Below are 22,063 nucleotides of genomic sequence, written 5' to 3'. Positions count from 1 at the left end.
AATTATTTAAATTTCTTTAAAAACAGTAACTTGTTTTTGGCATGCGTTTTGCTCTAGAACGAGTGGAGGTAGTCATGATTTCAGGTATGAATGCAGCACAATTTGCTCAGCAACTGATTGGCGCAGACCGCGCAGGTAAAGATACGCTTTACAAAGGTAAGCTAACTGCCAGCAAAACACAGTTAGATGCTTATACATTGCTCGAAAATAATATGAAGAAGATGGCCACTAAGCTGAGTGAAATGGGTGGCGATGCAGCTAAAGGCAAAATTGCTACGGTTACGGGCGAGAATGCGACCGCGACAGTTAAATCTGATGCTCCAAAGGGCAACTATGATTTGAGCGTGCATAAACTTGCGCAAGCGCATCAACTGACTAAAGCCTATTCCTCTGAAAGTGAATTGTTGCCAACGTCGGGCATTATCAGTATTCAAGTCGGTAGTGATCCGACTAAGCGCATGGACATTGATTTGGCAACGGTTAATGGCGGTGCGGCTATTTCTGTGTCTCAGTTACGCGATGTGATCAATAAACAAGTGGGTAATCCTGGTGTACAAGCGTCATTAGTGCGCACAGGTAACCAAATCGAATTTATGCTGTCTTCAAAGGAATCGGGTGTCGCGAATCAAGTGAAGGTAGAGTTTAACGGTGCCGATTGGGGCATGACAGAACGTCGTGCAGCACAAGATGCGGAACTCACATTAAACGGTATCAGTATTACCAGCAGTAGTAACTATCTAGAAAATGTTGTTGATGGTGTCAGCCTCGAATTAGTCAAGGTGCATGCGGCTGGTGAAAGCAGCATGATTAAAGTCACTGACGATTTTGAAGCGAATAAGAAAGCGGTTAAGGATTTTGTCGATTCATTTAATTCTTTAATGACGCAAATTAATCAATTAACTCGTTCTATGGGCGTTAAAACCTCTGACTCTGGCTCTTCCGATAAAGATAAGGAAGACAAAAGCACTGCAGTGAGTGAAGCGCAAATTGGTGTGTTGAAGGGGGATACCTCTATTCGCCTTCTCCAGTCTAAATTACGTGATTCTGTATTTGCAACGGCTGCTAATGGCATGCGTTTGTCTGATATCGGGATTGAGATTGGACGAGACGGAAAACTAAAAATTGATGATGCTAAGCTGACCGATAGCTTTAAAAGTGATCCAGAAAAAGTACAAGCCATGTTTACTGGTCCTGACAGTTATATCAAAAGCATAGAAAAGACCCTAAAACCTTTTACACAGTTCAATGGCTATATCGATCAAAAGCAGGAAGCGCTAAATAAGCAGATTAAAAGTGTGAATGACAGTATGGCGCGCCATGATTATCAAATGAATCAAAAGTATCAGATTTATTTAACCCAGTTTACGGCAATGGAATCCACCATTAATCAGTTTAATTCCGCAAGTCAGTTGTTTTCATAGGAAGCAGTAAAAAATGTTAAATGAGTACGATCCATTTAATGCCTACAAGCAAACCGCTTTAGATGCACAAGTAGCGGCAGCAACAACCCATGACATGGTGCGTATGTTACTTGATGGTTTATTGGAAGAACTAGAGCGGACCGCTGGCCATATGGAATACCAAAGGTTTGAGGCGAAAGGAATGAGTATCCATAAGTGCCTTAATATCGTGCATGGCTTGGACTCTATGCTTGACCTTGAAAATGGTGGTGAGGTTGCCGTGAGCTTACATCGTCTCTATGACTTTTGTAGCCGTCAGCTTGTCAGCGCCAGTGTCGAAAACAGTGCTGAAGCGCTAGTTCCAGTGACTCAGGTGATTACCAATGTCAGAGAAGGATGGACAAATCTCAATTAAGCAGTGGGCGCGTTTTGCGAATGCTTTACGCCAATATGCAGATGCTCAGGATTGGGAAAGCGTCCGAAAAGTGAACATCGCTTTGATCAAAGCCCTGCAACAGGCAGGTGAGACTCATGATATTGAGCAGAAATTGGCACGTGCAGAATTAAAGCGGGTTCATTCCCAAGTGCTGCAAGAGTTGATCTTGGCTCGTGATGAATTAGCCGCTGAAATGGGCCGCTTTAAGGCGCAACAACCAGGTTTAGCAGCCTATCAATTAACACAAGTAAGTGGAGCTTTGGATGATCTCTGATCTTCTTTCAACTCGTCCTGTTGGCACAAATACCAGCTTGACGACTAAAGTGACAAGTGCAGTTGATAAAGATAAATCTGAGTCATTTACCTTGTTGGCATTCCCTATAGGATTGCCTGCGGAATCTCTTCCGCTAGAGAGTGCTATGTGGACTCCGAGTGCAGAAAAAGCTCTAGGTAGTGATGCTGATACCTTTTTAAATCAATATATTAATAGTGATTTTTCCGACTCAGTGCCTTTTGCACCCGTTGCTTCTTCTGTTGTATCAGTTGCTGCTCCTGTTGTACCAGGAGTATCTCCGTCACTGTTAAATACTGAGATTAACTCAGTGCCTATTATTCAAGATGGCTTAGCCGCCACGCCTCAGGCTAGTCTCGTTTCACCGACTGCGGTAGCGCCGTTTGTTCCTGTGATTTTTCCCGCAGAAACTGTTAAAGCGGATCCGATAGGTCGAACTCCTGCGTCTTTAATTGGGCTTTCAGCCACAGATCAAAGAGGAACGCTATTTAGTTCAGGGATGACCTCATCTATGGCTCTTGCAGGAAGTCGTACTCAGCCTGCGGGTATGAGTGGCGAATCCTTGAAAATGAGCGGCGTATTTACGCAGGATTCAACGCTGGCAACTTTCTCTGGGGATTTTGAGCATTTGAAATCTGACTCGTCAGTGTTTCAGCGTGTGTTGGCAGAACTTAGGGGGCATGAAGTTAAAGATATTAATGCGATAGGATCTCAGCAGGTTGCGGGTACGCAGGCTGCAAGTGCTACTCAATGGGGCCCTGTATCCCTCACTCCCATGGCTTCTTTAGCGCAGCACTCTCAGGAGATCCTTACTCCCTTAAGAGAGCATCTTCGTTTCCAAGTCGATCAACATATTAAGAAGGCTGAATTAAGGTTAGATCCGCCAGAACTGGGCAAGATTGAGCTCAATATTCGTTTAGAGGGCGATCGTTTACAGGTGCAAATGCACGCAGTAAATCCTGCGATTCGAGATGCATTGCTCAATGGTTTAGATCGTTTGAGAGTGGATTTGGCAATGGATCATGGCGGTCAAATTGATGTCGATATTGGCCAAGGAGAATCGCAACAGCATCAACAGGAAACTGCATTATTCTCCTCGTCGATAGCGGCTGAAACTACAACGGATAATGTAGTCGATGTGATGGCGAGAGAGAAATCCCAATTAGATTTATTGGCTTAAGTGCCGGAGTCGTTTAATGGCAATTTTAAAATCTCGTTTAGTAAAGATTATCGTAGCGTTACTTGTGCTCATTAGTTCGACCGCAGGTGCATTTTGGATTGGGACAAGTAGTGGAGATTGGAAGCTAACAGAATTCTTTGCTTCCGAACCTGAAGTCGAACCTGTACCAGTTGCCAAGTTTTACCCCTTAGAAAAGTTTGTGATATCGATTCCTGGGGATAAGTATCCCCATTACATGCTGCTTGAAATGTCATTAAAAAGCCGTAATCCCAATATGAAAACGGTGTTGCTGGAGTCAGATCCACTTATACGAAACGCTATGATGAAGATGTTCTCACGTAAAACATTTGAGCAGTTGAACCACTTAGATCAGCTTGACAGTTTACAATCAGAGGCGTTGATATTGATGGTTAAAGTGCTGTCAGATAACCAATTACCGTCAGATATTGATGAAGTACTCTTTACTCGCATGGTGATCCAGTAAGAGGCCTTATCATGACAGCAGCGGGCCAACTCGCATATCAACAAACCTGTGATTATCCAGTCGAAGAGCGTCAATCTGAACAACAGATTATTCGACAATACTTGCCATTAATCAAACGTATAGTCTCGCAGATGCGCAGTCACTGCGGCGTGATGTTATCCCTCGAGGATATGGAGCAAATTGGCATGATGGCCTTGCTTGAGTCATCACGTCGGTATCCTGGCGAGCTGGATAATGGATTTATTTCCTTCGCTGGGCAACGGATTCGTGGTGCCATACTCGACGAGTTGAGGCGGCAGGATTGGCGCCCTAGGCCTGTTAGACAGCAGGCCCATGAGCTTAATGATGTAGTTAGACGTTTGAGTCGAGAGATGGGACGTGAACCAAGCGATCTTGAAGTGGCCAGTGCGCTTGGGCTTAGCGCGGAGGATTATCGGGAACGTTTATACTCGACGCAAGCAGAGTCGATGAAAAGCTTAGATGAGTTGCTATTGGGCGGTGATCATCCAGTAGATAGAAGCAATGATGTTGAGCGGTTAATGCTGAAGCAAACCTTGATTAAAGTTATTTCAAAATTAAATGAAAGAGAACAGCTAATTTTGTCGCTTTACTATCATCATGAGCTGAATTTAAAAGAAATTGCTATGGCATTGGGATTGACTGAAACGCGTATTTGCCAGCTGCATAAATCAGCAATTTCACAGTTAAAAACAATATTGCAGCGCTAAAGTTTAAAAGTGAGAAGATCGTAATGAGTAAACTAGTTGGGCTGTTAATCATTTTAGCTTCTGTGTTTGGTGGATATGTTTGGGCTGGTGGAGCTTTGTCTGCATTGTGGCAGCCTGCTGAAATTTTAATCATTATGGGGGCCGGAGTTGGAGCGCTCATTATTGCTAACCCACAATCAGTATTAAAAGAGATGTTTGAGCAGTTAAAAGAATTATTTAATAAGGGCAAAGAAGATCCTGAATTATATCCTCAGTTATTTCCTTTGATGGGCACTTTAATGGCTCAGATCCAATCTCAAGGCTTAAAAGTGCTCGATGAACATTTAGAAAATCCTCATCAGAGCTCTATTTTTCTAATGTACCCAGCCGTGCTCAATCACCCAAATGTTTTACAGTTTTTAATTGATAACTTACGAGTGCAGTCTATTGGGAAAATATCTCCCCATGACTTAGAGCATATCCTAGAAGAAGAAATTCATCGTATAGAAGAGGACAGATTACGGCCATCGGAAGCTTTTAGTAAGGTGGGAGAGGCTATGCCTGGCTTTGGTATTTTAGCTGCTGTACTCGGTATTATCATTACTATGTCTAATATTGATGGCCCAATTACTATGATTGGTGTCAAAGTTGCCGCGGCATTAGTCGGTACATTTATTGGTATTTTCGCGTGTTATTGTTTCTTTGACCCAATGTCAAAGGCATTAGAACATCTAGTTGATCGCAAATCGGCACAGCTTCGGTGCATCGCCGCTATTTTAGTGACCTTTTCAAAAGGTAAACCACCAATGATGGCTATTGATGCGGGACGGAAACAAATACAAAGTGAAAATCGTCCTTCATTTATCGAGTTAGAACGTTGGATGGAAGGGCAGAGAAGCTAATGCTCCATAAAAATGAGCCGATTATTATCAAGCGGCGAAAGCGAGGAAAGCGTAATCATGGGCATGGTGGTGCGTGGAAAGTCGCTTTTGCCGATTTCACGCTTGCTATGATGGCGCTCTTTATGGTGCTGTGGATCATGCAAATCGCTGATCAAAAAGAGCGAACCATGATAGTGCAGTATTTACGTGGAGATATGAATCCCACTGGTCCAATGAATCCATTTGAGCTAAGTCAGTCATCTTCGATTATTGATTTAGAAGGAAATATGTCTATTGCTCCTCCAATCATACCTTCCAATTCTATGCCTAGAGGTTCGGAGTCAGAAGGATTAGAGGAGGGTGCGCTCATCCCCGGGCAATTTGATACTCAGGCGCAATTAACTGTGCTCGCCAGAGAATTGAATCGAGTCGTGCAAAGCTCGAGCATGGCTGAGAACATTTCTGTGACAATTGTGCCTCAAGGCATACGCATCTTAATTCACGATAATGTGAATCAATTTATGTTTACGCGGGGCAGTGCACAGATGCAGCCCTATTTTGAAGAATTACTTTTATCTTTAGGACCTATTTTAAAAAATATAACTAATAGCATGGTTATTTCTGGTCATACGGATTCAACACCTTATGCGGGCAGTTTATTTACCAATTGGGAATTATCGAGTGAAAGAGCACTATTAGCACGAAGAGTGCTTGAGCGTGGCGGTGTTAAACGCGATCAGGTTATTCAGGTGACGGGTATGGCTGATCAGGTTCCTTACATCACTTCGGATACTGCTGCGGCGGCTAATCGTCGGATTGAGGCGCTTATTTTAACCTCCTCTGCTGAACAGTTATTAAGAGGCATGATTGGCGCTCCGATCGATACAGTCCCAAGTGGCGTTACAATCAACGAAATTAAGCGCCAAGCAAACACTCGTTAGTGTTAATACCTGCTCTCATTTGTTAGGGATGACTATGAATCTGTATGAAGAGTTTGTACATTCTGAGGATGAAGTTGAAGCGACTCCTGAGTATCAGATTATTGAATTTGATAATCGTCGAACTCATCAAAGATTTAGCCTGAGAAGAAATAAAAGAGCGCCACTCGCATTTGCATGCGATGGCCTGACAGTAAATTTATCAACAACTCGCTGGTTTGTTATTACGCCGATTGGAACTGCAAATATAAAAGATATTAGCATTGGCGGTGTTGGGATTTTGTGCAATGAACCACTGTCAGTAGGGAGGAGATTCTATATTGAACTTGAGCAAACACGAGTCTTGTGTGAGGTAACTCGAGAACAGACGATTAAAGGTCGATTGAAGTTCTTAGGCGCTCGCTGGATTGATCGTGATAAAGCTGAAGTCCAGAACTTGATTGATGCAATTAGACTACGGGCGAAAATATAGGATATGCAATGGCTGCATCTTTTCATCGAAACGGCTCGGATAAATTACAGAAGGTCTTTCTGTATCTTATTCTGCTGAATTGGCTATTGCTTATTATTGTTGCACTCAATATGAATACATTACGCTTTAGCCATGGTGTTATGATTTCAATTATGATTTTTATCTATAATTATTTTCTGGCTCATTTATGTTTTATTCGTGCTGCCAGAGCGCAAGATGCTTATCTTATTTACCCAGTGGTTATTGGCGCACTCAGCTCCTTTTTCCTCGTTGTTTATTTCTTCTTTTTACTCTAAATCCCCTGCCTATAAAAATGAGTTGCGACTCATTGTTATAGGCTTTTGTTGAGCATTCTTGCATCTAGCTCACATGCTTTGTGGGTCGCTCGCATGGAAGCGACAACTTGGCCTTGTTTAGAATATTCATGCAGCTGGGTAGGTTTTGCCCGCGGTAATTGCGGCAAGCCCAAAAGGGGCCAAATCGACCATCCTTTAACAGCATATCGCCACCACAGAGGCTACAAAGTGGCGCTATATGACCACAGTCCTCATTCAAACATACCTTAAAGCCAGCAAAGCGTGTGCGGGTCATTGGGCTAGCACAGAGCTCACAACCTTCTTCCTTGTGATCGCAAAGGGGAAAATGTGAGCAGGAATAAAACGATTTAAATTTTCCCGTTCTAGGCTTAAGCGTTCCCGTGCTACAACGCACGCATTTTATGTCTTCAAATAACCTTTGTACTAAAGTGGTGCTGAATTCATCTTGTTCAATTGCGTAGCCTTTTGTAAGCAGTTCGGTGACGAATGGGCTCACGTCTGTCATATCGGCAATCACATAGGCGCGGTGTTTTGCCCGCGTTAACGCGACATAAAACAGTCGACGTTCTTCTGCAAATTCAAACGCTTCCGTTTTTGGTAAAAATGCATCTAGTATCGGAGGAGTGATTTTCATTGAAGGGAAGCCATGCATTCCCGTTTTCATCCCCATGATCACTACATAATCGGCTTCTTTCCCTTTCGAAGCATGAAAAGATTGGCACTCAATCTTCAAGTTGGGATATTTAGCTTTAAGTTGGTTAACTTGGATGTTATCGGGTAACTGAAACCAAAAACGTGCCAGTAAATAGACGCTTGCTACGCTGTTAAGTTTGTCACTTCTAGCGCTTATCCTTGCACTAATGGCCGTTAATGCTTGTTCCAGTGCATTTGGGCTTGGTTCATTTAGGCTTGACTGCTCGTTTTCTCCGCGGCGTAATATTGAGACTGCAGGGTAGGCGACCTGCATGAGGGAGCGAATGTCCTTCCTCAATTGCGTGGGATTCTGGGTGACAAACTGAGTGGCGACTTGCCCAATACTACTGTTAAACCTAAAAGTCAGATCCAAGTAGCTTTGGGTTGTTGGGCCAAAATATTGGCTAAATTGCGTTGTTAAACTCACATCCGCACCGCTAAAACGATAAATTGCCTGCCAGTCATCCCCGACACAAAATAAAGACGCCAACGCTTTAGAATGGGGTGCACAGGAATCCCTCAAGGCACGCACTAAGCGGGCACGTGGTTCTGAAATATCTTGGAACTCATCCACCATAATAAAACGCCACGGGCTAATAAATTGCCCGCGTTGTAAATACGTCAACGCTTTGCCTATCATGTCCTCAAAATCAATGTCGCCATTTATCACTAAATGTTGCTCATAGCGCGTTAGTATGGGCTCAAGCAGTTCGAATGCCTTGCGGGTCTGCTGAGCATCGGCGGCGCGAGCAAATACCCCCTCAAGTCCATGTTCATCAAGGCAAGCCGCTTTATACAGCCCTATCAGCTGACTAAACATTTTTGCCAATTCGGTCACGCGGCCAAGTTCATGTAGGGTTGCTAGTATGGCTTCATCGGGTAAGGGCGCATATTGTACTTTAAAGACCTGTAAAGCTTGCTCAAGCTTACTGATTAACAACCCTTTTTTATGTTGGTAATAAAATAGCTCAACACACTTAGTGCCATGCTGTTGATGTAGCTGGCGTTTCCATGCCATCGATTCCAAGTATTTCTGGTTATCGATATAAGGAGCGGTATGCTGGTGTTCATCAATACCATAGTATTCAAGATAAATTTGGTATTCAGGCAGATAGAAATCGGGTTGATACTGACGAAAATCAATACTGCGCACATCATGCTCATACTTAGCTTCATAGACATATTCGATTCCATTACTAAATAGCCAGTTGGCAATGTAGAGCTCACCAAAGCTTTTGACTCGCTCACCTTTAAGACTGCGAATATCGTTATTATTTAAGTATTGAAAATACTCGCCTTCCATATCGAACTCGAATGGGCTTTTTTCAACATAATAGAAACGACTGAAGTACTCGAAAAGTTGTTTACGGTAAGCCTCATTTTCAATCAAAGTCTCAAGGGTATTGTGCACCCACAGCTCTTTGGCTTTGTCATCCTCCGCTAAAGGGGACAAACTCGGTTTCGCGCGCTCAACGTCGGCGATAATTTTTGAGCCTAAACTGTGGAAGGTGCTCGCCTTGATATCATCCGTACCAAGCCTGCTTTTAATCCGCGCATCCATCTCGTCAGCCGCTTTACGGCCATAGGCTAATAGCAATATTTCATCGGCTTTTGCTTGACCACTCTTAAGCAAATATCCTGCTCGACCGACCATCACACTGGTCTTTCCCGTGCCCGCGCCTGCCAATAACAGGTTATTGTTATCATCGATAATACAAGCTCGGCACTGTTTTTCGGTTAAGGGATTAGATTCTACATGCTCAAAATAGTCAGCAAATTTAATGAGCTGCGACTGAATGTAATCTTCACGCAGTTGCTTTATATCGGCGCGAGTCCAGCGGTGGATTTGCTTAAGCCTCGCTAACCCTGTGTGTAAATGTGTCGCCAATGGCAGGTTTTCACCCCAAGGGAACCAACGCTGATATTCGCGCGCGACTCTGGCTTGTATCATTTCCACCCGTGATTCACGTAAATAATTGTGTGTCAGTGTCTTATCCACTTTCGCCATTAACTCAGCAACGCGCGGCCCATTGGCATTCGCCCAATACTGTGCGATTTGATTGCTAAATTGATGCTGTGCAAAATAGCTGAGAAACGGCAGTTGATAGGCTTTGCCTAATACCGTGAAACCGAGTAGATAACCTAGTGGACTTAAGGTAAAAAATGGTGGGGAATCGAGCTGTTGCCAGGTAAAACATTCGTCAGCTTCTACTTTGTTAGCGCTGCGAGAGTGAGCAAAAAAGCCGCCTTTAGTGCGATTAATGCTAATACCACTCGTGGTGAGTTTTACCGCATCAGCTTTGCCAATAAAGAAACGGCCAAACCAACTGTGTTTGATATCTTGTTCAGAGTGATTCAATGACAATGTAAAACCTACGGCTAAAAAGTTTTAGAATTAACAGACTGATTTTTAAATGCATTATAACTTAAAAAACGATGGCTCGTGTCAAGGTTGTGCTATGGGCTGTATGGATTATTTATTAATTTTGGTCGCTAGAGCAGCTAAGTGCATTGTATTGGTGAATGATGTCTTAGTTGGCGTGAGAGGCGTGGCAAACCAAGCATGATGGTAACTGTGTAACTATGTGCATAAGAAGGGCGCGCATTAGAAAGGTTTACATTAGAAAATGGTGTATCAGAAAGCAAAAAAGCCTGAATCTCTTCAGGCCTTTTCTTTTTCAATACAAAAGCTTAATCCTTGCGGATTAATTCATGCCGTATTTTTTCAATTTTTTACGCAGAGTACCACGGTTGATACCTAGCATGTTTGCTGCGCGGGTTTGGTTGCCACGAGTGTGTTGCATGATGATGTCAAGCAGAGGCGCTTCAACTTCGCTTAGCACCATTTCATAAACTTCTTGTGCTTCCTGACCGTCCAACTGTGCGAAGAAGTTAGTTACGGCACGCTTGACGGCGTCACGTAATAACTGGGGCTTGATAGTGCCGTTTGCGGTTTCGATTTTGCCAACGGTAAGCTGGTGAACTTCTGTGTTAGTTGTCTGATCAAACATTCTATTCTGCTCTTTATTAATTCTGTACTAATTCATCAAAATAACATTCCACGAGGGAATACTGTTCTGCAGCGGTTTCCAGCCGATTAAAGTCAGCCCTAAATTGGCGCTGAGCTTCTTGGTCTAGGTACCATCCCATATGTTTTCTGGCGAAGCGGATACCCTTGTATTCACCATATAAGTCATACAGTTTAGTGAGGTGTTCCAGCATCACTTGACGCTGTTCGGCAACCTCAATGGGCGCTAGCTTATTACCCGTTTCCAAGTAGTGCTGGATTTCTCTGAAAATCCAAGGCCGTCCTTGAGCACCCCGTCCTATCATCAAGGCATCGGCACCGGTGTATTCCAGCACAAAGCGGGCTTTCTCCGGACTGTCGATGTCCCCATTGGCGACAACAGGAATCGAGACATTCTGTTTGATTGCTTTGATCGTGTCGTACTCGGCGTTGCCTCTGTACATACATTGTCTCGTGCGGCCGTGAACGGCGAGCGAGGCGATGCCACAATCCTCTGCAATCTGGGCGATTTGAACACCATTCTTGTGCTCTGGCTCCCAGCCGGTGCGAATCTTTAACGTGACAGGCACATTCACTGCGGCGACCACGGCTTGTAAAATCTCTTTTACCAGCGGTGGATTTTGCATTAGCGCCGAGCCTGCCAGCTTTTTATTCACTTTTTTCGCCGGGCAACCCATGTTGATATCAATGATGTGAGCACCTTGTTCAACATTGAACAAGGCGGCTTGCGCCATTAAATCAGGATCGGCTCCTGCAATTTGCACTGAGCGGATGCCTTCCTCGCCAGAATGCGTCATGCGCTGGCGGCTTTTATCTGTATCCCAAACTTCAGGATTGGATGAAAGCATCTCGGAAACCGCTAAGGCTGCGCCATAACGAAGACAAAGATTGCGGAAGGCTTGATCGGTGACACCTGCCATTGGTGCCACGATCAGCTGATTGTTCAGTTGATAGGGTCCAATCTGCATTTTATGTTTCACCTTAGCTCTTCAAAGGGGCGCTATAGTAGCCCTTTTTGTTGGCCGTGAAAAGGTCAATAAATGACCTAGGTGTAATTTTTTTTCTTGACTTTTAATCGACGAGAAGTCAGAGGCTAAATTGTTGGAAGTCAGCGGTGGCGCATGTTGCGCCACCCTTTAGCGCTATTTACGCTTACCTGTCAAGCGGCTCCAATCTTCTTTGTGAGCCGCTGCGTCCATATCGAACCATTGGCTATAAAAGTCAGAGATTTCTTGGGCTTGTTCTTTGAGGAGACCGGAAAGGGCAAGTTTGCCACCGGTTTTTACGCGTTCTGCGATCAAAGGCGCTAATTCTCGCAGAGGGCCTGCAAGAATGTTAGCGACCAGTACGTCGGCTTTGAGATCGGCGGGTTGGTCTTCTGGTAAGTACAACGCCAGCTTGTCAGCGACATAATTGCGCTCGGCGTTGGCACGTGAGGCATCGATGGCTTGATAGTCGATATCGATACCTGTGACTTTTTTCGCGCCCAGTTTCAGTGCGGCTACGGCTAAGATGCCTGAACCACAGCCAAAATCGATCACTTCTTCATCGCTTAAATCTAAGCTGTCTAGCCACTCTAAACACAGTGCTGTCGTGGGATGAGTGCCAGTACCGAAGGCAAGACCCGGATCTAAGATCACATTGACTGCGGTTGGATCAGGGATTTCGCGCCAGCTTGGGCAGATCCATAAACGTGTGCCAAATTGGATGGGGTGGAAGTTATCCATCCATTCGCGTACCCAGTCTTTATCTTCAATTTGTTCGACTTTATGGCTGAAGTTCTCACCGAGGAAAGGCAAGGTTTTCAGCATGGCGATGGTCGGTGTCAGATCGGTTTCTGCATCGAATAAGGCCACTACCACGGTATCGCGCCACAGTGGGGTTTCGCCTAATTTAGGTTCAAAAATAGGGGTATCTTTACCGTCTTCGAAGGTGATAGAGACTGAACCTTCTTCCATGAGCAAGTCGCTGATGGTTTCAGCGTCATCGCTATTGGTGTTTATACGGAGTTGGATCCAAGGCATGGGGGCATCCTGTGACTGAGTGTTCATAAACTAAGGGTTCAAAATATCGCGGTATTGTATACCCAAACTATCCCAAAATGCAGGATGTAGGGGGAATTTAAAGCGCTTTAGGTAAGGTCGTTTGGTTATCACTAGGCTTTAGGTTCGACGACTGGCTATCCTGGTATTACGCTTTTGTCTATACAGACAAGGGGTTAGCTGGCGGGTATGGATTGGTGTTAAAAAACGAATTGTCAGTTTCATTATTTGATATAACACTATGAAAAGTATTGGTTAATTGGTTTTACCTTTGTTTGGTTTTGATACGTTTTTTGTGATCATCTTCTAAGAGTTTAACTCCGTCAGGTGAGTTGGCTCACGCTTTAAATCTGTGACACTGAAGCCTGATTTGAGTTGCTGCTATGGTGTAGTTTGCCAAGAGGTGCCAACGATAAACGACATAGGTTAATTCAAGATGACAAGCATAACTCGAGTTCACAATAGGGTGAGTACACCGCTAGGTCACCCTTGGTCGGCTAAGGCTGATAGGCTGCAGAGTGCGACAGGGATTATGCTTGGCAGCTTTTTACTATTACACATGCATTTTGAATCGAGTATTTTGCTGGGTAAAGAGGCTTTTTATCGGGTCGTTCAGTTGCTTGAAGGTGGAATGTTTAGCAGCACAGGACATGGCTTTCCTATAGTCACTAAAGTGTTTTCAGTGTTTATGCTATTGGTGGTGATAGTACATGCCGCGGTGGCGCTACGGCGTTTTCCGGCGCAGCTAGGGCAATGGCGAGCCCTGCGTTCGCACATGGGGAATATCAAACATAAGGATACCCATGCGTGGTTTTGGCAACTGATCACTGGCTTTATCTTATTTTTCCTCGTTCCTGTTCACCTCTTCACTATGATTTTGAATCCTGAAATTGGCCCGCATTTATCGGCTGAGCGGGTTTATCACGATAACGCTTGGTTGCTGTATGCGTTGTTACTTCCCGCTGTAGTGGTACACGCCATGATTGGTCTCTATCGCGTAGCGGTAAAGTGGGGCTTAACCACTAAACGTTCAGGTCTACGAAAAGTCGCTAAGGTGTTGATTATATATCTGCTATGTCTGGGGACTGCGAGCCTTGTTTCATATCTATTTATCGGTAGCGAGCTCGATATTCCTGTGCAGCCCTTCGTACCTGAGTAGGCTTTAAGCTAGCAGCAGGATTTTGTTTCACTGCTATTATTAAGCATTAGGTTAATTATTCAGCACTCAATTGATCTGGCTCACGTTTTCGTGTGGATGTGTGAGCGATATTAGTTTGCGATAAGACTTAATGAGATTGGCTCGATAAGGTCAACGGCGTGAGGCGATAGGATGGCGATCAAATTAAATATTAAAAAATGGAGTGCTTGGCTGGATTTAAGCCAGAGCTTGTCTGGGGTAATACTCGCAGTCTTTTTGTGGACCCACTTAGTGTTAGTGTCATCGATTTTATTGGGTGCGGATGCCATGAGTTGGGTGGCACGCACCATGGAGCTGAGTTTTCTGTCCGCTGATGGACACGGTTATCCTTGGGTAGTGACTTGTATTGCCATTGGTATTGCCATTTTGGCGTTAGTGCACGTGTTAGTGGCATTGCAAAAATTACCAATGAGTCTGCGTCAGCAAAGGGCTCTACGCCAACAAATGCAAGTGATCAACCACAGCGATACTCGCTTGTGGCGTTGGCAAGCCATTACCGGTGTCGTGATTTTACTGCTGTTGCCTGTGCATTTGTGGCTTATTGGCTCGTCTCCCGAAACGATTGGCCCTCAGGGAAGCGCCGATCGTATTTGGAATCAAGGTGTCTGGATGGTTTATCTGCCTTTGCTGCTCACTGTGGAGTTACATGCAGCAATTGGCATTTACCGTGTGGCTTTGAAATGGGGCGCGGCGCGGGATCTCAACAACCGCAGTCGATTACGTAAGATCAAGACCATAGTGAGCGTGCTATTTGTCACTGTTGGTGTCGCCTCACTTCTGGCATTTTTACCCTACGCGAGTTAATTCCGCTTTTAATCAATGATTAAGTTAATCAGTGAATAGAATGTCGAACATAAAAAACAGCACAAAACAATAGACCCCATTAAGGAGCAGGCGTGAAACTGATTTATACCGATTCATTGGTGGTAGGAGCTGGGCTCGCGGGCTTAAGGGTCGCTATCGCTTCGAAAGAGCGTGGGCTTGACACTTTAGTTCTGTCACTCATTCCTGCAAAACGTTCCCACTCTGCTGCCGCTCAAGGAGGGATGCAGGCGAGTTTAGGCAATGCCGTTAAGGGAATGGGCGATGATGAGGATGTGCATTTTCAAGATACGGTAAAAGGTTCCGACTGGGGCTGCGATCAAGATGTCGCACGAATGTTTGCCCACTGTGCACCTAAGGCAGTACGTGAGCTGGCCAATTGGGGCGTGCCTTGGTCTCGGGTGACTGCTGGCCCGAGGGAAGTGATAGTCAATGCGCAAAAAGTCACGCTACATGAGGCGCAGGAAGCCCATGGATTAATTAATGCGCGGGACTTTGGCGGGACTAAAAAATGGCGCACTTGTTATACCGCCGACGGTACAGGTCACTCGCTATTATACGCTATGGATAACAAAGCGATTTCCATGGATATTCCCGTCCATGAACGTATCGAAGCCTTGGCACTTATTCACAATGGGAAGCGTTGCCATGGCGTGATTGCTCGTTGTTTGATTACGGGTGAACTTAGAGCCTATGTGGCTAAGTCCACTACGATAGCCACTGGTGGTTATGGCCGAATTTATGAAGTGTCGACCAATGCGATTATCTGCGAAGGTATTGGCCAAGCGTTGGCATTGGAAACGGGCGTGGCAAGGCTTGGCAATATGGAGGCGGTGCAATTCCATCCCACTGCCATTGTTCCCGTGGGCATTTTAACAACGGAAGGGTGCCGTGGTGATGGCGGCTTATTGCGCGATAAAGACGGTTATCGCTTTATGCCTGACTATGAGCCCGATAAAAAGGAGTTGGCATCGCGGGATGTAGTATCGCGTCGCATGACCGAACATATACGTAAAGGTAAGGGCGTTGATAGCCCTTATGGCCCGCATTTGTGGCTAGATATTACCCTTTTAGGTCGCAAGCATATTGAAACGAATCTTAGGGAAGTACAGGAAATTTGTGAGAATTTCCTTGGGATCGATCCCGCTAAAGATTGGATCCCTGTACGCCCAACTCAGCATTATTCTATGGGGGGTATTCGGACTAATGCCACAGGTGAAAGTCCGCAGCTTAAAGGCTTATTTAGCGTAGGTGAGGCGGCCTGTTGGGACATGCATGGCTTTAACCGTTTAGGCGGTAATTCGTTGGCCGAAACCGTGGTTGGCGGCATGATTATTGGTAAATATGTCGCCGATTTTTGTGAGAACAATAGCCTTGAGATCGACACTCAGCTTGCTGAACGGTTTATGCAGCAGGTGCAGAGTGAAATCGATGTGCTGGTCGAGGGTGATGGTCACGAGAGCGCCTTTGAGCTCAAGCGCGAAATGCAGCGCATCATGATGGATTATGTGGGGATTTTCCGTAATGGCCCCGAGCTTGAAAAAGCGGTTGCCGAACTAAAAGTGTTGCTCGAGCGTTCGCGTAAACTTGGGCTTAAGTGTAAAAAGCGTCACGCCAATCCCGAGTTAGTTGAAGCCCTACGGGTCAAGCGTATGCTAAAAGTGGCGCTAACCGTAGCCTGCGGCGCCGCCGCGCGAACAGAGAGTCGTGGTGCCCATGCTCGCGAGGATTATCCGCAGCGAAATGATCGAGACTGGCTGAATCGCACCTTGGCCAGCTGGCCGGATCCCGATGCACTCGAACCTGTGCTTAACTACGAAGCACTCGATGTGATGAAGATGGAACTCCCGCCGGGTTATCGTGGTTATGGCATCAACAACGCCATAGAGCATCCTGATACCGAAAAGCGTGAACAGCAAATTGCCGAGATTTTAGCTGAGCTAGGTGATGATGCTGACCGTTATCAAAGGCAGCGGGCTCTTATGCCCTTTGAATTACCCGAGAGCTTACAACCCAATAATGAACGTTTAAGTGATACTTTAAAAAGTCCATCTGCCAATGCGTTAGGAGAAAAATCATAATGAGCCAAGGTCGCCAGTTAACCTTTAATATCTTTCGTTATGATCCGCAGGAGCCAAACGATAAGCCGAAAATGGTGCGTTATCAGCTTACCGAAACGCCGGGGATGACGGTATTTATCGCCCTTAATAAACTCAGGGAAGAACAAGACACTTCATTGCAGTTCGACTTTGTCTGTCGTGCTGGCATCTGTGGTAGCTGCGCTATGGTGATCAACGGTTTCCCGACGCTAGCTTGCCGCACCTTAACGGCCAAATATCCTAAGGGCGAAATCACCTTAATGCCGCTGCCAGGTTTTGAGTTGATTGGTGATCTCTCGGTTAACACTGGTAAGTTTATGCGGGAACTGGCCGAACGCTTAAAGCTGTGGTTACACCCTAAGGCCAATGATATAAGCGTGCATCGGCTTGAAGATCCTATGGACCCAGATGAAGCTGCGCGTTTATATGAGCTAGAGCGCTGCGTTGAATGTGGCGTGTGTGTTTCTGCCTGTGCGACTAAACAAATGCGTGAAACTTTTGTCGGCGCTGTGGGCATGATGAAAATAGCTCGTTTTGAGATGGACAGCCGTGACGCTCGTACTGCCGAGGATTTTTACCATGTGATTGGCAATCAGGATGGCGTATTTGGTTGTATGACGTTACTCGGCTGCCAAGACAACTGTCCTAAGGATTTGCCACATATGCAGCAAATTGCGTATTTACGCCGTAAGATGGCCATGACTTTGATTTGATTAGTGATAAATGATGAAAAGCGCCAATGTGTTTGGCGCTTTTTTGTTGATTAGCAGGCGTAGCTTTTGTGAATGTCAGCTCGACTGATTAAGTCTGCGGTTTGAGCGACGAATGCTTGAAAGTGCGTACTCGCCATATGTTCATCCAGTGCGGCTTGGGATTGCCAAATTTCGTACATCCAGAAGATATTTTCATCATCTAATGAGTGATGCAGTTTGTATTCGATGCAGCCAGCCTCGGTATGAGTGTCTGTCACGAGTTGCTTGAGTATCTTAAATAGCGTATCGCTTTGGCCTTGATTCGCTATGATTTGGGCAAATACTGTTATTTTCATTGGTTAAAACCTTCTAAAACAATTTTACCGATCGCTTTGCCAGACTCTATCTGAGCGTGAGCTTTGATTAAGTTTTGGGCATTAATGGTGCCGTAGTGTTCACCGAACGTACTCTGTAACTCGCCTGTATCGATAAGGGCGCTTAAGCGGTTGAGTAAGTGATGTTGCGCAATCATATCCTCGGTCTGATATAGGCTGCGGGTAAACATCAGTTCCCAGTGTAAGGATAAGCTTTTACGCTTAAGTTTCATCACATCTAATGGCCCCTTAGGATCATCGATTAATGCTAGTTTTCCTTGTGGCTTAAGCACTTGTACTATTTCATCAAAATGCTGATCGGTTTGGGTTAAGCTAATCACATGGGTCACATTAGTAATGCCAATATTGGCAAGTTCCTGTGAAAGTGGCTTGGTGTGGTCGATAACAGCATCGGCACCAAGCTTATGCACCCAAGCGGCGGATTCTGGACGAGATGCAGTGCCTATCACTTCTGCACCTGTGAGTTTTACTGCAAGTTGAGTGATGATTGAACCCACACCGCCGGCCGCACCGATAATTAAAATACGGGCGTCAGTTGCCGAACCATCTTGGGGTAAAGCTAAACGGTCGAATAAAATCTCCCATGCCGTAATCCCCGTTAAAGGTAATGCCGCGGCTTGGGTATAGGTTAAACTTTTAGGTTTATGGCCGACAATTCGCTCATCAACCAATTGATATTCTGCATAACTTCCGCTGCGACTGATATCGCCCGCATACCACACTTCATCGCCAACGTTGAAAAGACTGACTTTCTCACCAACGGCTTTGACTACACCGACCGCATCCCAGCCGATAATTTTGTATTCGCCTGCAGGTGCAGAGCTAGATGCACGGATTTTTGTATCAACCGGATTGACAGAAATGGCTTTGATTTCCACTAAAAGGTCAAAACCTGTCGCAGTTGGCTCGGCTAGCGTGATGTTTTCTAATGCATTGGGCGCTGTGATTGCACCTGCTGTCTGGTAACCAATGGCTTTCATGTTTATTCCTCTGGGTGTACTTGCTGGAGTTTACTTGTTTGAGTGTACTTGTATCGTGTAGCCATTGTGTGGAATATTAGCCAAGAGATAAACAGGATAAAGTTTGTAATTTTTTCAAAGGATTTTTGATAATCATGCTAATTAATGATTTAGCTTTGTTCGTGCGAGTCGCTGATTGCGGCAATATATCTGCCGCAGCAGCCGAGATGGATATCTCGGCTGCTTCTGCCAGCGCTGCAATAAAACGGCTTGAGAAACAGCTTGATACTAGTTTATTTATCCGCACGACACGCAGCTTACGTTTGACTGTGCAAGGTGAACGTTATCTTATTCATTGCCGACGTGCGCTAAGCGATTTAGCGCTTGGCGAACAGGCTATCGCCAGTGATAAAGGTAAAATATCTGGCACCTTAAGCCTGTCGGTTTCTTCAGACTTTGGTCGTAATTTGTTTGTGCCTTGGCTCGACGAGTTTTTGCTCGATTTTCCTCAACTGCAAGTGCGCTTGCACCTTGGCGACAATATCAGCAGCTTTTATCACGATAAAATTGATGTCGCCGTGCGCTATGGAAAACCGCAGGATTCTAACCAAGTGGCTTTTCCTATCTGCAGTGTTGATCGTGTTTTGTGCGCCTCACCTGAATATCTCGCCAAGTTTGGTGCGCTTGATTCATTAGAACAATTAGTTGAGCATAATTGCTTGTTTTATAAGTTAGATGATCGCACCCACGATCAATGGCTATTTAGGCGTGATGGTCAAGAATTCAAAGTGCGTGTCACGGGCAATCGTAGTGCTAATGATGCCGAGATTGCCCGCCGTTGGGCTGTGGCTGGCAAAGGGTTGGTATTTAAGTCGAGTCTAGATCTGGCCGATGACTTAATCTCAGGGCGATTAGTACGTTTGTTGCCTGATTATAAGGGGGAACCCGTCGATTTATACTTAGTGTGCCCAGGACGTGAACATGTCACGCCTGTCGTGCTCTTACTGCGGGAAATGCTCCGGCAGCGAACACAGGCTTTGAGTAAAAACTTGAGTAAAATATTAGCAGTGAAAAAATCTTAGATAACAAAAAAGCCGCATAATGCGGCTTTTAGTTTAGAGACTCACTGAGTGAGATTTAAGACTTAGTGCGTTTCATGGCGGTAAAGAACTCTTCGTTAGTCTTGGTCATCGCCAATTTATCGATTAAGAATTCCATTGCGCTGACTTCATCCATAGGATTGAGGATCTTACGCAGGATCCACATTTTTTGCAGTTCTTCTTGAGTCGTGAGTTTTTCTTCACGACGCGTACCGCTGCGGTTGAAGTCAATGGCTGGGAACACACGCTTTTCTGCCGCTTTACGTGACAAATGTAGCTCTTGGTTACCTGTACCTTTAAATTCTTCGTAGATCACTTCGTCCATCTTAGAACCCGTATCAACCAAGGCTGTGGCGATAATAGTCAAGCTGCCGCCGTGTTCGATGTTACGTGCCGCACCAAAGAAGCGTTTTGGACGGTGTAGGGCGTTAGCATCCACACCACCAGTTAACACTTTGCCCGATGATGGGATAACAGTGTTATAGGCACGGGCTAAACGGGTAATCGAATCGAGTAAGATAACGACGTCTTTCTTGTGTTCAACCAAACGTTTTGCTTTTTCAATCACCATTTCGGCAACTTGAACGTGACGGCTGGCTGGTTCATCGAAGGTTGATGCGATAACTTCGCCTTTAACGAGGCGCTGCATCTCTGTTACTTCTTCTGGGCGTTCGTCGATCAGCAGAACCATCAACACCACTTCTGGGTTGTTGTAGCTGATGCTTTGAGCAATACCTTGGAGTAATAGCGTTTTACCGGCCTTTGGTGGTGCAACGATCAAACCACGTTGACCTTTACCAATCGGTGAGCATAAATCCAGAATACGTGCGGTAATATCTTCAGTTGAGCCGTTGCCGCGCTCCATACGCATACGTTCTTCTGCGTGGAGTGGGGTTAAGTTTTCAAAAAGGATTTTATTACGGGAGTTTTCTGGTTTATCGAAGTTAACTTCGTTGACTTTCAATAGGGCAAAATAACGCTCGCCTTCTTTTGGTGGGCGAATTTTACCAAAAATGGTATCACCCGTTCGCATGTTGAAGCGGCGAATTTGGCTTGGTGAGACATAGATGTCATCTGGACCAGCTAAATAAGAACCGTCTGAGCTGCGTAAGAAGCCGAAACCGTCTTGGAGTATTTCTAATACCCCACCACCGAAAATGTCTTCTCCACTTTTTGCGTGGGCTTTAAGGATTGAGAAAATAATGTCCTGCTTGCGAGCGCGGGCCATATTTTCGAGCTTCATATTTTCAGCTAGCGAGACTAGGTCAGAAATCGGCGTGTCTTTTAATTCAGTTAAGTTCATTTTGGGGGTCTTGTGTTACGCGACAAAGCTTACCGCGATCAATCAGTAAGGATGTAATTCAGGATAGTGATTGACGAGCGAGAAGAGGTTATTAGAAAGAATCTGGTTATTAAAGTAGCACTAACAAAGCGGGGCGTCCAGAAATTTAGGGAAATTCCGGCACAATTAATTTATAGCTTGTGCCGGAGGTCACTCATTACGACGTTAAATTAGATTTGAGCGTCGATAAACTCTTTCAATTGCGTTTTTGAGAGTGCGCCAACTTTAGTCGCGGCTAATTCGCCGTTCTTGAATAGCAGTAAAGTTGGGATGCCACGAACGCCATATTTCGCTGGAGAAACATTGTTTTGGTCAACGTTTAATTTAGCGATAGTCAAGCGACCTGCATATTCTTCAGACACATCGTCTAAAATTGGAGCGATCATTTTACAAGGACCACACCACTCGGCCCAGAAGTCTACCAATACTGGCAAATCAGACTTTAATACGTCGTTTTCGAAGCTGTCGTCACTCAGGTATATAATTTTATCGCTCATGATGTTCTCCAGTTTGGGTGCCATTGCTGGTTTGTTAATGGCTTACCATGTATATTGGGGCTGAAAAATAGCTTTTCAAGTTACCTTTT

23 protein-coding genes are annotated in these 22,063 nt (G+C 45.1%); 15 read left to right on the top strand and 8 right to left on the bottom strand.

Annotated elements, in window-relative coordinates:
• Positions 1-74 precede the first annotated feature (74 nt).
• The 10 genes from fliD to L5M51_RS19200 are packed head-to-tail and all read left to right on the top strand — an operon-like array spanning position 75 to position 7,086.
• Complete coding sequence (fliD, locus tag L5M51_RS19245; protein ID WP_173496199.1) at positions 75-1,421, top strand: flagellar filament capping protein FliD; 1,347 nt, start codon at positions 75-77, stop codon at positions 1,419-1,421.
• A 13-nt stretch (positions 1,422-1,434) separates the two neighbouring features.
• Positions 1,435-1,815, top strand: coding sequence for a flagellar export chaperone FliS (fliS, locus tag L5M51_RS19240; protein ID WP_113940812.1), 381 nt, complete (start codon positions 1,435-1,437; stop codon positions 1,813-1,815).
• Complete coding sequence (locus tag L5M51_RS19235) at positions 1,784-2,110, top strand: hypothetical protein (protein ID WP_168825871.1); 327 nt, start codon at positions 1,784-1,786, stop codon at positions 2,108-2,110. Before fliS ends, L5M51_RS19235 begins: the two co-directional genes overlap by 32 nt.
• Positions 2,100-3,308: a flagellar hook-length control protein FliK gene (locus L5M51_RS19230; RefSeq protein ID WP_263174169.1), complete on the top strand. Its 1,209-nt coding sequence runs from the start codon at positions 2,100-2,102 to the stop codon at positions 3,306-3,308. Before L5M51_RS19235 ends, L5M51_RS19230 begins: the two co-directional genes overlap by 11 nt.
• Positions 3,309-3,324: 16 nt before the next feature.
• Entirely contained in the window at positions 3,325-3,792 is a 468-nt protein-coding gene (gene fliL / locus L5M51_RS19225) for a flagellar basal body-associated protein FliL (protein ID WP_263174167.1), read from the top strand.
• 11 nt (positions 3,793-3,803) lie between these two features.
• The gene (locus L5M51_RS19220; RefSeq protein ID WP_113940808.1) at positions 3,804-4,520 is read left to right on the top strand and encodes an RNA polymerase sigma factor FliA; all 717 of its coding nucleotides are present in this window, start codon (positions 3,804-3,806) and stop codon (positions 4,518-4,520) included.
• A gap of 23 nt (positions 4,521-4,543) precedes the next feature.
• Positions 4,544-5,401: a flagellar motor stator protein MotA gene (gene motA / locus L5M51_RS19215; protein ID WP_168825865.1), complete on the top strand. Its 858-nt coding sequence runs from the start codon at positions 4,544-4,546 to the stop codon at positions 5,399-5,401.
• Entirely contained in the window at positions 5,401-6,321 is a 921-nt protein-coding gene (locus tag L5M51_RS19210; RefSeq protein ID WP_263174165.1) for a flagellar motor protein MotB, read from the top strand. Before motA ends, L5M51_RS19210 begins: the two co-directional genes overlap by 1 nt.
• 34 nt (positions 6,322-6,355) lie before the next feature.
• A complete protein-coding gene (locus L5M51_RS19205; protein ID WP_168825861.1) occupies positions 6,356-6,790 on the top strand; it encodes a pilus assembly protein PilZ in 435 nt (144 codons plus the stop codon).
• Between the two features lie 8 nt (positions 6,791-6,798).
• Positions 6,799-7,086, top strand: coding sequence for a hypothetical protein (locus L5M51_RS19200; RefSeq protein ID WP_113940804.1), 288 nt, complete (start codon positions 6,799-6,801; stop codon positions 7,084-7,086).
• 64 nt (positions 7,087-7,150) lie between these two features.
• Here the strand turns inward: L5M51_RS19200 and L5M51_RS19195 are convergent, their stop codons facing one another.
• The 4 genes from L5M51_RS19195 to prmA form a co-directional block, all read right to left on the bottom strand.
• Complete coding sequence (locus L5M51_RS19195) at positions 7,151-10,165, bottom strand: UvrD-helicase domain-containing protein (protein ID WP_263174163.1); 3,015 nt, start codon at positions 10,163-10,165, stop codon at positions 7,151-7,153.
• A 340-nt stretch (positions 10,166-10,505) separates the two neighbouring features.
• A complete protein-coding gene (gene fis, locus L5M51_RS19190) occupies positions 10,506-10,811 on the bottom strand; it encodes a DNA-binding transcriptional regulator Fis (protein WP_006083371.1) in 306 nt (101 codons plus the stop codon).
• A 16-nt stretch (positions 10,812-10,827) separates the two neighbouring features.
• A complete protein-coding gene (gene dusB, locus L5M51_RS19185) occupies positions 10,828-11,796 on the bottom strand; it encodes a tRNA dihydrouridine synthase DusB (RefSeq protein WP_105250428.1) in 969 nt (322 codons plus the stop codon).
• A gap of 174 nt (positions 11,797-11,970) precedes the next feature.
• A complete protein-coding gene (gene prmA / locus L5M51_RS19180) occupies positions 11,971-12,852 on the bottom strand; it encodes a 50S ribosomal protein L11 methyltransferase (RefSeq protein WP_263174161.1) in 882 nt (293 codons plus the stop codon).
• Positions 12,853-13,306: 454 nt separating this feature from the next.
• Here prmA and L5M51_RS19175 point away from each other — a divergent pair, with 454 nt between their 5' ends.
• The 4 genes from L5M51_RS19175 (at position 13,307) to L5M51_RS19160 (ending at position 17,702) form a co-directional block, all read left to right on the top strand.
• Positions 13,307-14,029 carry a fumarate reductase cytochrome b subunit gene (locus tag L5M51_RS19175; protein WP_219251926.1) on the top strand — a complete coding sequence of 241 codons (723 nt, stop codon included), beginning with the start codon at positions 13,307-13,309 and terminating at the stop codon, positions 14,027-14,029.
• A gap of 171 nt (positions 14,030-14,200) precedes the next feature.
• Entirely contained in the window at positions 14,201-14,872 is a 672-nt protein-coding gene (locus tag L5M51_RS19170; RefSeq protein ID WP_263174159.1) for a fumarate reductase cytochrome b subunit, read from the top strand.
• Positions 14,873-14,964: 92 nt separating this feature from the next.
• On the top strand, positions 14,965-16,971 hold the full coding sequence (locus L5M51_RS19165) for a fumarate reductase flavoprotein subunit (protein WP_113940801.1): 2,007 nt from the start codon (positions 14,965-14,967) through the stop codon (positions 16,969-16,971).
• Positions 16,971-17,702, top strand: coding sequence for a fumarate reductase iron-sulfur subunit (locus L5M51_RS19160; RefSeq protein ID WP_113940800.1), 732 nt, complete (start codon positions 16,971-16,973; stop codon positions 17,700-17,702). Before L5M51_RS19165 ends, L5M51_RS19160 begins: the two co-directional genes overlap by 1 nt.
• A gap of 50 nt (positions 17,703-17,752) precedes the next feature.
• On the opposite strand, the gene L5M51_RS19155 is transcribed toward L5M51_RS19160, so the two are convergent.
• Both L5M51_RS19155 and L5M51_RS19150 read right to left on the bottom strand, forming a co-directional pair.
• A complete protein-coding gene (locus tag L5M51_RS19155) occupies positions 17,753-18,037 on the bottom strand; it encodes a putative quinol monooxygenase (RefSeq protein ID WP_173496205.1) in 285 nt (94 codons plus the stop codon).
• A complete protein-coding gene (locus L5M51_RS19150) occupies positions 18,034-19,056 on the bottom strand; it encodes a zinc-binding alcohol dehydrogenase family protein (RefSeq protein ID WP_198573104.1) in 1,023 nt (340 codons plus the stop codon). The genes L5M51_RS19155 and L5M51_RS19150 overlap by 4 nt, the downstream gene beginning before the upstream one ends.
• 134 nt (positions 19,057-19,190) lie before the next feature.
• Between L5M51_RS19150 and L5M51_RS19145 the strand changes: the two genes are divergently transcribed.
• A complete protein-coding gene (locus L5M51_RS19145; RefSeq protein WP_263174156.1) occupies positions 19,191-20,117 on the top strand; it encodes a LysR family transcriptional regulator in 927 nt (308 codons plus the stop codon).
• Between the two features lie 55 nt (positions 20,118-20,172).
• On the opposite strand, the gene rho is transcribed toward L5M51_RS19145, so the two are convergent.
• Together rho and trxA are read right to left on the bottom strand one after the other, a co-directional pair.
• Positions 20,173-21,438 carry a transcription termination factor Rho gene (gene rho / locus L5M51_RS19140; RefSeq protein WP_011787892.1) on the bottom strand — a complete coding sequence of 422 codons (1,266 nt, stop codon included), beginning with the start codon at positions 21,436-21,438 and terminating at the stop codon, positions 20,173-20,175.
• Between the two features lie 209 nt (positions 21,439-21,647).
• Positions 21,648-21,974 (bottom strand): thioredoxin TrxA, encoded by a 327-nt coding sequence (trxA, locus tag L5M51_RS19135; RefSeq protein ID WP_105250415.1) that lies wholly within the window; start codon positions 21,972-21,974, stop codon positions 21,648-21,650.
• Positions 21,975-22,063 lie beyond the last annotated feature (89 nt).

This window comes from Shewanella sp. SM73, from assembly GCF_025653795.1.
In the GTDB taxonomy this organism is placed as follows: Bacteria; Pseudomonadota; Gammaproteobacteria; order Enterobacterales; family Shewanellaceae; genus Shewanella; species Shewanella oncorhynchi.
This window is presented reverse-complemented; position numbering and strand designations above follow the sequence as displayed.

Bases quoted from the DNA above. Each gene is read 5' to 3' on its own strand.
- fliD (WP_173496199.1), top strand. From the start codon at position 75: ATGATTTCAGGTATGAATGCAGCACAATTTGCTCAGCAACTGATTGGC.
- fliS (WP_113940812.1), top strand. From the start codon at position 1,435: ATGTTAAATGAGTACGATCCATTTAATGCCTACAAGCAAACCGCTTTA.
- L5M51_RS19235 (WP_168825871.1), top strand. From the start codon at position 1,784: ATGTCAGAGAAGGATGGACAAATCTCAATTAAGCAGTGGGCGCGTTTT.
- L5M51_RS19230 (WP_263174169.1), top strand. From the start codon at position 2,100: ATGATCTCTGATCTTCTTTCAACTCGTCCTGTTGGCACAAATACCAGC.
- fliL (WP_263174167.1), top strand. From the start codon at position 3,325: ATGGCAATTTTAAAATCTCGTTTAGTAAAGATTATCGTAGCGTTACTT.
- L5M51_RS19220 (WP_113940808.1), top strand. From the start codon at position 3,804: ATGACAGCAGCGGGCCAACTCGCATATCAACAAACCTGTGATTATCCA.
- motA (WP_168825865.1), top strand. From the start codon at position 4,544: ATGAGTAAACTAGTTGGGCTGTTAATCATTTTAGCTTCTGTGTTTGGT.
- L5M51_RS19210 (WP_263174165.1), top strand. From the start codon at position 5,401: ATGCTCCATAAAAATGAGCCGATTATTATCAAGCGGCGAAAGCGAGGA.
- L5M51_RS19205 (WP_168825861.1), top strand. From the start codon at position 6,356: ATGAATCTGTATGAAGAGTTTGTACATTCTGAGGATGAAGTTGAAGCG.
- L5M51_RS19200 (WP_113940804.1), top strand. From the start codon at position 6,799: ATGGCTGCATCTTTTCATCGAAACGGCTCGGATAAATTACAGAAGGTC.
- fis (WP_006083371.1), bottom strand. From the start codon at position 10,811: ATGTTTGATCAGACAACTAACACAGAAGTTCACCAGCTTACCGTTGGC.
- dusB (WP_105250428.1), bottom strand. From the start codon at position 11,796: ATGCAGATTGGACCCTATCAACTGAACAATCAGCTGATCGTGGCACCA.
- prmA (WP_263174161.1), bottom strand. From the start codon at position 12,852: ATGCCTTGGATCCAACTCCGTATAAACACCAATAGCGATGACGCTGAA.
- L5M51_RS19175 (WP_219251926.1), top strand. From the start codon at position 13,307: ATGACAAGCATAACTCGAGTTCACAATAGGGTGAGTACACCGCTAGGT.
- L5M51_RS19170 (WP_263174159.1), top strand. From the start codon at position 14,201: ATGGCGATCAAATTAAATATTAAAAAATGGAGTGCTTGGCTGGATTTA.
- L5M51_RS19160 (WP_113940800.1), top strand. From the start codon at position 16,971: ATGAGCCAAGGTCGCCAGTTAACCTTTAATATCTTTCGTTATGATCCG.
- L5M51_RS19155 (WP_173496205.1), bottom strand. From the start codon at position 18,037: ATGAAAATAACAGTATTTGCCCAAATCATAGCGAATCAAGGCCAAAGC.
- L5M51_RS19150 (WP_198573104.1), bottom strand. From the start codon at position 19,056: ATGAAAGCCATTGGTTACCAGACAGCAGGTGCAATCACAGCGCCCAAT.
- L5M51_RS19145 (WP_263174156.1), top strand. From the start codon at position 19,191: ATGCTAATTAATGATTTAGCTTTGTTCGTGCGAGTCGCTGATTGCGGC.
- rho (WP_011787892.1), bottom strand. From the start codon at position 21,438: ATGAACTTAACTGAATTAAAAGACACGCCGATTTCTGACCTAGTCTCG.
- trxA (WP_105250415.1), bottom strand. From the start codon at position 21,974: ATGAGCGATAAAATTATATACCTGAGTGACGACAGCTTCGAAAACGAC.